General features: G+C 64.8%; 12 protein-coding genes. 11 read left to right on the top strand and 1 reads right to left on the bottom strand.

Annotation, left to right across the window (positions count from 1 at the left end; all coding sequences use genetic code 11):
• The first annotated feature begins 77 nt into the window (after positions 1-77).
• From pqqA to QW868_RS17365, 10 genes are all read left to right on the top strand, one after another.
• Positions 78-158, top strand: coding sequence for a pyrroloquinoline quinone precursor peptide PqqA (gene pqqA / locus QW868_RS17410; protein ID WP_012029362.1), 81 nt, complete (start codon positions 78-80; stop codon positions 156-158).
• A 215-nt stretch (positions 159-373) separates the two neighbouring features.
• Complete coding sequence (pqqB, locus tag QW868_RS17405; RefSeq protein ID WP_316231038.1) at positions 374-1,303, top strand: pyrroloquinoline quinone biosynthesis protein PqqB; 930 nt, start codon at positions 374-376, stop codon at positions 1,301-1,303.
• Positions 1,304-1,323: 20 nt separating this feature from the next.
• Positions 1,324-2,079, top strand: a complete 756-nt coding sequence (gene pqqC, locus QW868_RS17400; protein WP_410051303.1) for a pyrroloquinoline-quinone synthase PqqC — start codon at positions 1,324-1,326, stop codon at positions 2,077-2,079.
• 206 nt (positions 2,080-2,285) lie between these two features.
• On the top strand, positions 2,286-2,594 hold the full coding sequence (gene pqqD / locus QW868_RS17395; RefSeq protein ID WP_316231036.1) for a pyrroloquinoline quinone biosynthesis peptide chaperone PqqD: 309 nt from the start codon (positions 2,286-2,288) through the stop codon (positions 2,592-2,594).
• Positions 2,591-3,784 carry a pyrroloquinoline quinone biosynthesis protein PqqE gene (gene pqqE / locus QW868_RS17390; RefSeq protein ID WP_316231035.1) on the top strand — a complete coding sequence of 398 codons (1,194 nt, stop codon included), beginning with the start codon at positions 2,591-2,593 and terminating at the stop codon, positions 3,782-3,784. Before pqqD ends, pqqE begins: the two co-directional genes overlap by 4 nt.
• Positions 3,777-4,766 (top strand): prolyl aminopeptidase, encoded by a 990-nt coding sequence (gene pip / locus QW868_RS17385; protein WP_316231034.1) that lies wholly within the window; start codon positions 3,777-3,779, stop codon positions 4,764-4,766. The genes pqqE and pip overlap by 8 nt, the downstream gene beginning before the upstream one ends.
• Before the next feature lie 178 nt (positions 4,767-4,944).
• Positions 4,945-5,613, top strand: a complete 669-nt coding sequence (locus QW868_RS17380; RefSeq protein WP_316231033.1) for a DUF4286 family protein — start codon at positions 4,945-4,947, stop codon at positions 5,611-5,613.
• A 335-nt stretch (positions 5,614-5,948) separates the two neighbouring features.
• Positions 5,949-7,748, top strand: a complete 1,800-nt coding sequence (locus tag QW868_RS17375) for an FAD-dependent oxidoreductase (protein WP_316231032.1) — start codon at positions 5,949-5,951, stop codon at positions 7,746-7,748.
• Positions 7,718-9,568, top strand: a complete 1,851-nt coding sequence (locus QW868_RS17370; RefSeq protein WP_315738643.1) for a 2-oxoacid:acceptor oxidoreductase subunit alpha — start codon at positions 7,718-7,720, stop codon at positions 9,566-9,568. The genes QW868_RS17375 and QW868_RS17370 overlap by 31 nt, the downstream gene beginning before the upstream one ends.
• 166 nt (positions 9,569-9,734) lie before the next feature.
• The gene (locus tag QW868_RS17365; protein WP_316160282.1) at positions 9,735-10,790 is read left to right on the top strand and encodes a 2-oxoacid:ferredoxin oxidoreductase subunit beta; all 1,056 of its coding nucleotides are present in this window, start codon (positions 9,735-9,737) and stop codon (positions 10,788-10,790) included.
• Between the two features lie 367 nt (positions 10,791-11,157).
• Here the strand turns inward: QW868_RS17365 and QW868_RS17360 are convergent, their stop codons facing one another.
• Entirely contained in the window at positions 11,158-12,429 is a 1,272-nt protein-coding gene (locus tag QW868_RS17360; RefSeq protein WP_316231031.1) for a TMEM143 family protein, read from the bottom strand.
• Positions 12,430-12,590: 161 nt separating this feature from the next.
• Here QW868_RS17360 and QW868_RS17355 point away from each other — a divergent pair, with 161 nt between their 5' ends.
• Positions 12,591-13,001: a VOC family protein gene (locus tag QW868_RS17355; protein WP_316231030.1), complete on the top strand. Its 411-nt coding sequence runs from the start codon at positions 12,591-12,593 to the stop codon at positions 12,999-13,001.
• The last annotated feature ends 6 nt before the right edge of the window (positions 13,002-13,007 follow it).

Below are 13,007 nucleotides of genomic sequence, written 5' to 3'. Positions count from 1 at the left end.
ATTCCACTGGCGAACTTTTCGTAGCACGGTAGTTTAATGCTGAGGACGATAACCGTCCCGTCTTGAAGGAGAGGACAATGGCCTGGAAAGCACCGAAGATCGTTGAAGTGCCGGTCGGCATGGAAATCAACATGTACGCCTGCGCGGCCCGCAAATAATTCGCGGGTGTGACGTCCAGGTCTCGGCGATCAGGACGTCGACGCTTGAGGGTGGGGATCAGCGACCGCGTATGTGCCAGCCCGTACGCGGGTCGGATGTCCCACCCTCGTCACCTTCCCTGCGGGCGATCCTGGCCGTTGGTCAGCTTGCCTGCCGGTCATCCTGCCGCTGGTAATCGCGTGCGCCACCACAGCTGAATTCCAGGAGACGGCTCATGCTTCGCCTCGTCGTCCTGGGCGCCGCCGCAGGCGGTGGAGTGCCGCAGTGGAATTGCGGCTGCCCCGTGTGTCGTGCCGCGCGCACGGATCATCCCGAGATCAGCAACAGCCAGGCCTCGGTCGCGGTCAGCGCCGATGGCGCCAACTGGTTCCTGATCAACGCCTCGCCCGATCTGCGTCAGCAGGTCACCCGAACGCCGCAACTGCATCCGAAGCCCGGCGCCTTGCGCCACAGTCCGATCGCCGGCGTGATCCTGACCAATGGCGAGATCGACGCGGTCACGGGGCTGCTGTCGATGCGCGAGAGCTCGCCATTTTCGATCCATGCGCATCCCAAGGTGCTTGCGATCCTCAGATCGAACAACATCTTCGATGTGCTGAAGGACGAGACCGTCAAGCGCGTGCCGATCGTGATCGATGTGCCGTTCCGGCCGCTTTTGCAGGACGGCAGGCCCTCGGGCCTGGAGGTCACGGCCTTCGCCGTCTCGGGAACGAGCGCGTGGTATCTGCGCGACAATCAGCATCCCGGCGGTAGCTCCTCGATCGGCGACACGCTGGGCCTGAAGATTGCCGATCTCGAAGGCGGCCAATATTGCTACGTCATCGCCGCCTGTGCCGGCGTCGACGATGATCTGAGAACGAGATTGAAGGGCGCGCCCCTGGTGCTGTTCGACGGCACGGTGTGGCGCGACGACGAGATGATCCAGGCCGGACTCGGCAACAAGACCGGGCAGAGCATGGGACATATCGCGATGTCTGGAGAAAGCGGCGCGATCAAGTCGCTGGCGGATATCGGGATCGGCAGGAAGGTCTTCCTGCACATCAACAACTCCAATCCGGCGTGGCTGCACGCCTCACACGAGCGGCAAACGTTGGAACGCGAGGGATGGGAAATCCCCGCTGAAGGGATGGAGATCGAGCTGTGAGTGAGGCGAAACTGAGTGGAATGACGGCGCTGTCGGTCGGCAAGGGCGTGACCTTGAACAGTGCCAGCGAGCTGGAAGCGGCGCTGCGCCATATCGGGGCGACGCGCTATCACAACCTGCACCCGTTTCATAAGCTGCTGCACGGCGGCAAGCTCAACAAGGGCCAGGTGCAGGCCTGGGCGCTGAACCGCTACTATTACCAGTCGACGATCCCAATCAAAGACGCGATGGTGATGACGCGCTTCCGCGATCGCGCCACGCGGCTGGAATGGCGGCACCGCATCGAGGATCATGACGGCGATATCGGCAGCGAAGGCGGCATCGAGCGCTGGATCAAGCTGACCGAAGGCCTCGGGCTCGACACGGACTATGTCGAATCCACCGAGGGCATCCTGCCCGCTACCCGTTTCGCGGTCGAAGCCTATGTGCATTTCTGCCGCGACCGCACGCCGCTGGAGGCGATCGCCTCGTCGCTGACCGAGCTGTTCGCGCCGAGCATCCATGAAGAGCGTATCTCGGGCATGCTCGAGCACTACAATTTCGTCAACAACGACACGATGAGCTACTTCAAGCGGCGTCTCACCCAGGCGCCGCGCGACGCCAACTTCGCGCTGCATTACGTCAAGGAGCACGCCACCACGCCGGAGCAGCGCGCCGCCGTGTGCAACGCGCTGATCTTCAAGACCAACGTGCTGTGGGTGCAGCTCGACGCACTGTATTACGCCTATGTCGAAGGCAACATCCCGCCCGGCGCCTTCGTGCCGAAGGAGGGGTAGCCGTGTCCCGTTTGAACCACCGCTCTCGTACCGCGAACGGTGCACTCCCTCCCCCCTTGCGGGGGAGGGTTGGGGTGGGGGGGCCACACGGGAAGTCTTTGCTGGGACCCCCACCCCCGACCCCTCCCCGCAAGGGGGAGGGGAGTGGCATCGTGCTCTGCGCGGCCACCGTGCTTCTTCACGACTACACGACTTAGAGACCCGCCATGGCTCCGCGTCGCATCCAAGTCACCGAGACCAGCCGCGTGGTGCTGCCGCGACACACCAAGCTGAAGTTCGACGAGACGCGCCAGGTCTGGGTGATCCTCGCCCCTGAGCGCGTGCTGGCGCCGGACGAGATCGCGGTCGAGGTGCTCAAGCTGTGCGATGGCGCGCGCGCCGTCGCCGGCATCATCGATGATCTCGCGGCGAAATATGCCGCGCCCCGCGACGTCATCGCGACCGACGTCGTCGCCATGCTGCAGGATCTCGCCGACAAGGGATTTCTCACCGAGGTTCGGGAGACGACATCATGACCGAGCTCACCGAGACGACGCCGCAGATCGACGCGAATGACGGCCTTGCCGTGCTGGAGCGGCGCAGCTCCACGGCCGAGACCTACGGCATCCCGCTCGCCGTGCTGGCCGAGCTGACGCATCGCTGTCCGCTGCAATGCCCCTATTGCTCCAACCCGCTGGAGCTCGATCGCGCCGGGCAGGAGCTGACGACGGCGGAGTGGAAGAAGGTGCTGTCGGAGCTCGCCGAGATCGGCGTGCTGCAGATCCACTTCTCCGGCGGCGAGCCGACCGCGCGCAAGGATCTGGTCGAGCTGGTGCAGCATGCCAACGACGTCGGACTCTACACCAACCTGATCACCTCGGCCGTGCTGCTGACGCGGGAGCGGCTGAAGGAGCTGGCCGATGCCGGGCTGTCCCATGTCCAGATCAGCTTCCAGGGCAGCGAGGCCGGCATCGCCGACCGCGTCGGCGGCTACAAGGGCGGCCACGTCAAGAAGCTCGAGGTCGCGCGCTGGACCCGCGAGCTCGAGCTGCCGCTGACGGTCAACGCCGTGATGCACCGGCAGAACCTGCATCAGCTGCCTGATATCATCCGGATGGCGGTCGATCTCGACGCCGACCGGCTCGAGGTCGCCAACGTGCAATATTACGGCTGGGCGCTGAAGAATCGCGCCAGCCTGATGCCGACCTACGCCCAGCTCGAAGAGACCGACCGCATCGTCGAGGACGCCCGCGAGCGGCTGAAGGGCACGCTGACCATCGACTATGTGGTGCCGGACTATTACGCGCTGCGGCCGAAGAAGTGCATGGGCGGCTGGGGCCGGCAGTTCTTCAACATCTCGCCGTCGGGCAAGATCCTGCCCTGCCACGCCGCCGAGAGCATCACCGGGCTCGACTTCATGTCTGTCCGCTCGAACCATTCGATCGCCTGGATCTGGCAGAACTCCGAGGCCTTCAACCGCTACCGCGGCACCGGCTGGATGAAGGAGCCGTGCAAATCCTGCGAGTTCCGCGAGATTGATTTCGGCGGCTGCCGCTGCCAAGCGTTCGCCCTGACCGGCGATGCGGGGAATACCGATCCGGCCTGCACGCTGTCGCCGCTGCACGAGAGCATCTTCAAGCAGGCCGAGCGTGACGCGGCCTCGGGCCAGGACCGCTTCCTGTATCGCAACTTCGCCGGCGGCACGCCCGAGAGCGATGATGCCTGACGCCGAAGCCGGCCGCGCCTCCGCGCACCGCAGCGATCCGTTCATCCCGCTGACGTCGGAATGGCTGGATGTCTCCGGCGGTCACCAGATCTATGTCGAGAGCAGCGGCCGCGCTGGCGGCATTCCCGCGGTTTATCTGCACGGCGGGCCGGGCTCCGGATGCCAGCCGGATCACCGCCGGCTGTTCGATCCCGAGCGCTTCCACGCCGTGCTGTTCGACCAGCGCGGCGCCGGCCGCTCGCGTCCTGCACGCAGCCGCGACAACAACACCCTGCCCGACCTGATCGCCGACATGGAGGCGATCCGCGAAAGATTCGGTTTCGAGCGCTGGATCGTCGCCGGCGGCTCCTGGGGCGCCACCTTGGCGCTGGCTTATGCGCAGGCGCACCCGACGCGCGTCACGGGGCTGGTGTTGCGCGCGACCTTTTTCGGCACCCGCGCGGAGGTGGCGACCGCCTTCGGCGAGACGCTGGCGCGCTTTCACCCGGCCCTGCACCGCGACTTTCTGGAGCTGCTGCCGGAGAACGAGCACGCCGATCCGTGCGACGCCTACTTCCGGCGCATCCTCGATCCCGATCCGGCGATCCATGGCCCTGCCGCCCGCGCCTGGCACGATACCGAGCGCGCGCTGTCCGAGGTGAAGCCCGCGCGCGCCCGGCTCGACCGCCTCGCCATCCGCTCCGGCACCGCCTTGCCGGCGACGCCGTTCATGGAGGCGCACTATTTCTCGCACGACAGCTTCATGGCGCCGGACCAGTTGCTGCGCAATGCGAACAGTCTCAGCGGGATTCCCGGAATCATCGTGCAGGGCCGCTACGACCTGCTTTGTCCGCCAGCGACCTCGGCACAGCTGGCGGAGGTGTGGCGCGACGCCGAAATCCGTGTCGTCGAAGCCGCAGGTCACAATCTTTATGACCCCGGCATCCGCGATGCGGTCATGAAAGCCATCTCCGACATGGCTAAGCGCACGACCGCGCCTTAAACATGTGATCGTCTCCCCTCATTCCTGAGGAGCCATGCGCAGCATGGCGTCTCGAAGGATGAGGCCGATCCATCCCGACCTCATGGTTCACCAGGCAATGCGTAAGCATTGTCCGCGAGACGCGCCCGAGGGGCGCTCCTCACCATGAGGAATTGGCCGCCAAACAAGGACATCTGCAATGCCCATCGCCGGGAAAGGCATGCTGTTGACATCGATGAATATCGATGCCGCTGACGAAGCCGACTTCAACCACTGGTATGACAGCGAGCATCTCGAAGAGCGCGTGGCCATCCCCGGCTTCATCGAGGCGCGGCGCTATGTCGCCGAGCAGGGCAGCCCGAAATATCTCTGCCTGTATTCGACCGAGACGATCGACGTGCTCGACAGCGCGCCCTATCGCGCCCGGCTGGAGTCGCCGACGGAATGGTCGAAGGCAGTGATGGCGCGGTTCAAGAACATGATCCGCAGCGTCGCGCGCATCACGATCTCGATCGGCGCCGGTCGCGGCGCGGTGCTCGGCATCATCCGCCTGCGGCCGAAGCCGGGACAGGACGGGGCGCTGCGCGACGCGCTGCAGATCGAGCTCGATCCGAGCGAGGTCAAGGGCGTCATCTCGATGCACCTGCTCGAGGGCGATGCTGATCTCTCCGGTCCGGCAGCCGGGGTTCCCGCGAGCTCACGCGATGCCGACTGGTTCATCCTCATCGACGGCACCGACAGTCATGCCATCGCGACCTTGATGACCACGCGCTTCGCGGCCATCGACGGTCCGCTGGCGACGCAGATCTCGGCCGGCATCTACAGGCTGATGTGGGACCTGAGCCGCGCGGACATCGCCTCTGGCTGAGCGCGCATTGTTCTGCGTCAATGACGCGAGCGTGCAACCGGCAGATGCAGCCGCTCGCCACAATGCCGCAACGCAACATTCGATGGCATCATCACGCCCGCAATGCGGCGCCGCACACTGTGCACGAAGGGCAGCTTTGCAAATTTGCCTTTGTGTGCGCCTTGGAATGGCTCTAGTCTGATTAGACTATTCAATTGAGCCATTCAAAAAACAGAAGGGCGACGAACAGGACCTGCTCCGGACTCCCAATCGATCCCCAGCCGATCCTGAACAAGCAGTCGTCCTCACGTCAGGAAGGCCGCGCGCTCATGGTTCGCCGCGCGGACAGGGTATGAATGAGAGCGACTGATATCTCGGCCCCCGACTACTTTCACAAAGTAGTCGATTGCCAATGGGCTTGTCCCGCACACACTCCGGTCCCCGAATACATCCGCCTGATCGCCGAGGGTCGCTACAGCGACGCCTACATGATCAATTGGAAATCGAATGTATTCCCGGGCATTCTCGGACGCACCTGCGATCGCCCTTGCGAGCCCGCCTGCCGACGCGGGCGCGTCGAGGAAAGCCCGGTCGCGATCTGCCGCCTCAAGCGCGTTGCGGCCGATTTCAAGGACGACGTCCATCAGCGCATGCCGCGCCCCGTCCCCCGCAACGGCCGGCGCATCGCGCTGGTCGGCGGCGGCCCGGCCTCGCTGACCGTTGCCCGCGATCTCGCGCCGCTCGGCTATCACTGCACGATCTTCGATGCCGATCCCAAACCCGGCGGCATGATGCGCTCGCAGATCCCCAAATTCCGCCTGCCCGACAGCGTCATCGACGAGGAGACGGGCTACGTGCTCAGCCTCGGCGTCGACTACAAGGCCGGCCATCGTATCGACAGCCTCAAGAAGCTGCTGGCCGAGAACTATGACGCCGTCTTCATCGGGTCCGGCGCGCCGCGCGGCCGGGAGCTGAACATTCCAGGCCGGGAGGAAGCGGCGGCCAACATCCATCTCGGCATCGACTGGCTATCCGGCGTCTCGTTCGGCCACACCGACAAGATCGGCAAGCGCGTGATCGTGCTCGGCGGCGGCAACACCGCGATGGACTGCTGCCGCACGGCGCGGCGGCTCGGCGGCGAGGACGTCAAGGTCATCGTGCGCTCCGGCTTCGAGGAGATGAAGGCGTCTCCGTGGGAGAAGGAGGACGCGCTGCACGAGGACATTCCGATCCTCAATTATCTCGTTCCGATCGCGTTCCATCATGCCGCCGGCAAGCTGACCGGCATGACCTTCCAGAAGGTGAAGGCGGAATATGACGCCAACGGCGGACGCTCGCTGGTGCCGTCCGGCGAGCCCGACGAGACCTATCCCTGCGACGACGTGCTGGTCGCCGTCGGCCAGGAGAACGCATTCCCCTGGATCGAAGCCGATTGCGGCATCGAATTCGACAAGCGGCACATGCCCAAGGTCGATCCGACCACCTTCGTCTCGACCAATCCAAGGGTGTTCTTCGGTGGCGACGCCGCGTTCGGGCCGAAGAACATCATCTGGGCGGTCGCACAGGGCCACGAGGCCGCGCTGTCGATCCATCGCCTACTCTCGGGCGAGGACATCACCGAGCGCCCGCTGCCCGAGGTGCACATCTCCTCGCAGAAGATGGGCATCCATGAGTGGAGCTACGACAACGACATCTCATCCGACAAGCGCTTCAAGGTGCCGCATCGTGACAAGGTCGTGGCGCTGAAGGACATCCGCACCGAGGTCGAGCTCGGCTACGACGTCAAGCTCGCGCTCGGCGAGGCGCATCGCTGCCTGAATTGCGACGTGCAGACGGTGTTCTCCGACACGCTGTGCATCGAATGCGACGCCTGCGCCGACATCTGTCCGATGGATTGCATCACCTTCACCGACAATGGCGAGGAGGCGGATCTGCGCGCGCGGCTGAAGGCGCCCTCGCTGCATCCCGACCAGAGCCTCTACGTGTCCTCGGATCTGAAGACCGGGCGCGTGATGGTGAAGGACGAGGACGTCTGCCTCCATTGCGGCCTGTGCGCCGAACGCTGCCCCACCGGTGCGTGGGACATGCAGAAATATTTCATCGAGACGACCCACGCAGGTAACGCATGTCCCAGCAAGCGCCGCTCAGCAGCGTAAACGACTTCGTCGTCCGCTTCGCCAACGTCAACGGCTCCGGCTCGGCCAGCGCCAACGAGCTGTTCGCGCGCGCCGTGCTCCGTCATGGCGTGCCGGTGAGCCCACGCAACATCTTCCCGTCGAACATCCAGGGCCTGCCGACCTGGTACGAGGTGCGCGTCACCGAAGCGGGCCATCTCGGCGCCCGCGGCGGCGGCACTGATTTGATGGTGGCGATGAACCCGCAGACCTGGGACAAGGACGTCGCCGGTATCGCGCCGGGCGGCTATCTGTTCTACGATTCCACCAAGCCGATGCCGGCAACCAAGTTCCGCGACGACATCACCGTCATCGGCGTCCCGCTGACCGCGATCACCAACTCGACCTATTCGGATCCGCGCCAGCGCCAGCTGTTCAAGAACATCATCTATCTCGGCGCGCTCTCAGCGCTGCTCGACATGGATCCGAAGCTGATCGAGCAACTGATCGGCGAGCAGTACAAGGGCAAGGAGAAGCTGCTCTCCTCCAACGTCCACGCGCTGCATCTCGGCCGCGACTGGGCGCTGCAGAATTTGAAATGCCCGATCGGCCTGCGCATCAAGAAGGCCGACAAGGTCGGCGACCGCATTTTCATCGAGGGCAACAACGCCGCCGCGCTGGGCGCCGTGTATGGCGGCGCCACGGTCTGCGCCTGGTACCCGATCACGCCGTCGTCTTCGCTGGCCGAAGCGTTCAGCAACCACTGCAAGAAACTGCGGCACGATCCGGAAACCGGGCAGGCCAAATACGCGATCGTGCAGGCCGAGGACGAGCTCGCCTCGATCGGCATGGTGGTCGGCGCGTCCTGGAACGGCGCCCGCGCCTTTACCACGACATCGGGCCCCGGCGTTTCGCTGATGACCGAGTTCATCGGCCTGTCCTACTTTGCCGAGATCCCGGCCGTGATCATGAACGTGCAGCGCGCCGGCCCCTCGACCGGCATGCCGACGCGGACGCAGCAATGCGACCTGATCGCCTGCGGCTATGCCTCGCACGGTGATACCAAGCACGTGATGCTGTTCCCCGAAGATCCGGCCGAGGCGTTCGAGTTTGCCGCTGCGGCGTTCGATCTTGCCGAGCGGCTGCAGACCACGATTTTCCTGATGCTCGACCTCGACATCGGCATGAACCAGCGGCTGTGCCGACCGCTGAAGTGGGACGATGCCAAGCAGTATGACCGCGGCAAGGTGATGACGGCGGAGATGCTCGACGAAGGCCGCGACTTCGGCCGCTATCTCGACGTCGACGGCGACGGCATTCCGTTCCGCACCTACCCCGGCACGCATCCGACGAAGGGCTCCTACTTCACCCGTGGCACGTCGCGTGACCGCTACGCGCGCTATTCCGAGGAAGGCGCCGTCTATGCCGACAACGTGCAGCGCCTGCTGCGCAAGTTCCAGACCGCGCAAGACATGGTGCCGCGGCCGTTGCAGGCCAATGCGAGCAAGCCGACCAGATATGGCGTGATCTATTTCGGCTCGACCGCGCCGGCGATGGACGAGGCAATCGGACTGCTGGAGGCGCGCGGCTGCCAGCTCGACCGCCTGCGCATCCGCGCCTTCCCGTTCCATTCGAGCGTGGCGAGTTTCATCGCCGAGCACGATTTCGTCTATGTGGTCGAGCAGAACCGCGACGCGCAGTTGCGCCAGCTCATCGTCACGGAGAACGGCATCGACCCGGTCCGCCTGGTGCCGATCCTGCATTATGACGGCACGCCGATCACGGCGCGCTTCATTGCCGATGCGATCGGCGACCACCAGGACCACATCAAGGTCACCCCGCTGCGCAAGGCCGTGTCATGACGTGCTCTCCGCTCTCTCCGCCGTCATGTCCGGACTCGCCCCGCCTGCGCGGCCATAACCGCTTCGGAGCGGCGAAGGCCCGGGCATCCACGTCTTTCCTCCCGGCCCCGACGTGGATGGCCGGGACAAGCCCGGCCATGACGATGCCGGGTGATGCGAGGCTCTCATGACCTACATCGCAAAGCCGAAGTTCCAGCATCCGGGCATCAAGAAGAACGCGCTCGGCTACAGCCATCGCGACTACGAGGGCAAGATTTCGACCCTCTGCGCCGGCTGCGGCCACGATTCGATCACGGCCTCGATCATCGAGGCCTGCTTCGAGCTGTCGATCGAGCCGCATCGCGTGGCAAAAATCTCCGGCATCGGCTGCTCGTCGAAGACGCCGGACTATTTCCTCGGCAATTCGCACGGCTTCAACACCGTGCACGGTCGCATGCCCTCGGTGCTGACCGGCGCCAACCTCGCCAACCGCGAGCTGATCTATCTCGGCGTCTCCGGCGACGGCGATTCCGCCTCGATCGGCTTCGGCCAGTTCGCCCACGCGATCCGGCGCGGCGTGAACATGACCTATATCGTCGAGAACAATGGTGTCTACGGCCTGACCAAGGGCCAATTCTCGGCGACCGCCGACCGCGGGTCGAAGTCGAAGAAGGGCGTCACCAACACCGACAATCCGATCGACTTGGTTGGCATCGCGCTGCAGCTCGGGGCCACCTATGTGGCGCGGTCCTTCTCCGGCGACAAGAAGCAGCTGGTGCCGATCATCGAGGGCGCCATCCAGCACAAGGGCGCGGCGTTCATCGACGTCATCAGCCCATGCATCGCGTTCAACAATCACGCCGGCTCAACCAAGAGCTTCGACTATGTCCGCGAGCACAACGATGCCGTGAACCGGCTCGACGTGCTGACCGGACGCGATCCGATCGAGATCGACCAGGATCCGGGCACGGTGCAGATCGTCGAGCAGCACGACGGCTCCAGGCTGGCGCTGCGCAAGATCGACGCCGACTACGACCCGCACGACCGGCTCGGCGCCATGACCTTCCTCCAGAAGCATGCCGCGCAAGGCCAGATCGTGACCGGGTTACTCTATGTCGACCCTGAGGCCGACGATCTGCACAGCCACCTCAACACGGTGGAGCGCCCGCTCAACCGGTTGGAGGCGGCGGATCTGTGCCCGGGGCAGTCGGCGCTCGACAAGATCAATGCGAGTCTGCGCTAGCAGACCGCTGCGTGGAGAGCGTGTGCTCTGTAGCCGTCCTTCGAGACGCCTGCCTCCGGCGGGCTCCTCAGGACGAGGGCGGAGTGCATTGCGCCCGCTTCTGGCGGGGCTATCGCATTTCACAATCGGAGTTTTGCGCTTCTCTATCTCCACGTCATGGCCGGGCTTGTCCCGGCCATCCACGTCGTTCGGCACGCTGAGAACCACGTAGATGCCCGGGACAAGCCCGGGCATGACGGAGTAACTAACTGGCAGATCGTTCGTTGCGACAGCTCGGCATATCCTGGTGAGCCGCGCCCTCGCTCCTCATCGTGAGGAGCGCCGCAGGCGCGTCTTGAACCATGAGGCCCGTCATCGTTGATGACGATTACGCCCGCAGCGCGCTCGCCCAAACGCGATCGAGCTGCGCGATCGCCTCTGGCAGCGGCAGCGCCGAGAGCGCGTCGTCGCCACCACTCACAAGCCCAAACTCGCGCAGCCGCAGCAGCGCCTCATCGATATTGAACGCCCGACCCAGCCCGAACATCTGCTGCAGCAACTCCTCGACATGGCTGCCCAATGCAGCACGCGAGAGCGGCACCGACGCCAGCAGCAGGCCGCCATAGGCCAGCACTGCCTCCTTCCAGTCCTGGTCCTCGGCCTCGCCGATCAGATAGTTGAAGATGCCGGAATTGTTGTTGACGTTGCGGAAGTAGATGTTGTCGGTGACCTGCTTCTGGTGGATCAGCGACTGGCGGTGGAAGTTGCCCCACTGCCGCAGGATGAAGGCGCCGAGCGCAAACAGGCCCGACAGCGCCGCCAGCGCCTGCTCCGTATCGTTGTCGTGCACGGTGCCGCTGAGGCCGAGATAAAAGCCGGCGACGATGAACAGCACGGTGAGCGTCGAGGCCAGCTTGAGCAGGATCGGTACGCCGCCGACCAGCGCCGGCACGCCCAGCGTCAGTTGCTCGCGCAGGCCCATGACGACGCGGACGTTCGGCAGCAGCGCCTCGAGGTCGAAGCGCGCGATGTGGCGGAAATATTTGAACAGCACCGCGCCGCCGCGGATCTTGTTGCGGCCGCGCCAGGCGGCGGCCTTGCTCTTCTTCTTGACCGGCTCGTCGGGCTTGGTCGCGACCATCAGCACGATGTCGTCATAGACCTCGATCTCATGCTTGCGCCGTCGCAGCCCATACAGCATGGGGACCTCGATCGTCTCCTGATGCTGGCCACGCCGGAACATCCGTACAGCACGATAGTCGGAGATCGGCGCCTTCAGCTTGACCCGCACCAGCGCATGCTCGGCAAAGGCGCGCTCGATCTCGTCATGGCCGATCTCGATGAAATTGGCCTCGCCGAGTACCCGCACGACTTCGTCGGCGAGGCTGCGATAGGCCGCGTCGAGATCCTCCGGCGATCGACGGCGGCCGACCGGCACCTCGGGATCGAAGTCGAAATAGGCGTCGCGGAACCGATCGAGCTCGTCGAAATATTGATGGTGCAGAATCGCGCCGAGCATACGCGCCAGCTGCCGCAGCTCGCTGGCCTGAGCGTCATCGACATGGCCGTTCGAGATCAGGCCATCAAGAATGTCCGACTTGCGCAACGGAATGAACCGGTCCCGCCGCTCCGCCGCCGCCGTCTTCCCTGGTCCGACCACGCCACTCACGCCCGAGCTTCGATCTGCGCCATTAACAGCCGATCCGGCTGCACGGGCCGGCGCGTCCGGCCAACCCGCATACCATAGCGCCCCGATCCCGTTCACGCCACTCGCCGCAACACGTAAGCTGCAGGTCCCGCCTGCAGAGCGAGAGACTGATCATGACCCACGCCGGACAGCAGACATCCCCGTTCCGGGCCATCCGGGCCATCGACTACACCGTCATCCTGGTGCGCGACTGGTCCGCGATGCGCCGCTTCTATGAGGAGGTGCTTGGCTTTCCCCTGCTGCGCGAGCTGTCACAAGGCTGGATCGAGTACCAGGCCGGTAGCAACACGCTGGCGCTCGCCCGGCCGCAACGGCTGGCCTCGGACCAGCCGACGCCGCCAGGGAGCGCATCGCTTCAGCTCGCCTTCAAGGTGACCCGCGACGATATCGACCGCTGCGCGGCCGAGCTGACCGGCAAGGGCATTGCCCTCATGGAGCCGCCGACGGACCAGCCCTTCGGCCACCGCACGCTGTTCTTCAGGGATCCCGACGGCAATCTGCTCGAGGTGTTTGCGGACATCTAAGGCTTG

The sequence above is a fragment of the Bradyrhizobium sp. SZCCHNR1051 genome (assembly GCF_032489615.1).
In the GTDB taxonomy this organism is placed as follows: Bacteria; Pseudomonadota; Alphaproteobacteria; order Rhizobiales; family Xanthobacteraceae; genus Bradyrhizobium.
This window is presented reverse-complemented; position numbering and strand designations above follow the sequence as displayed.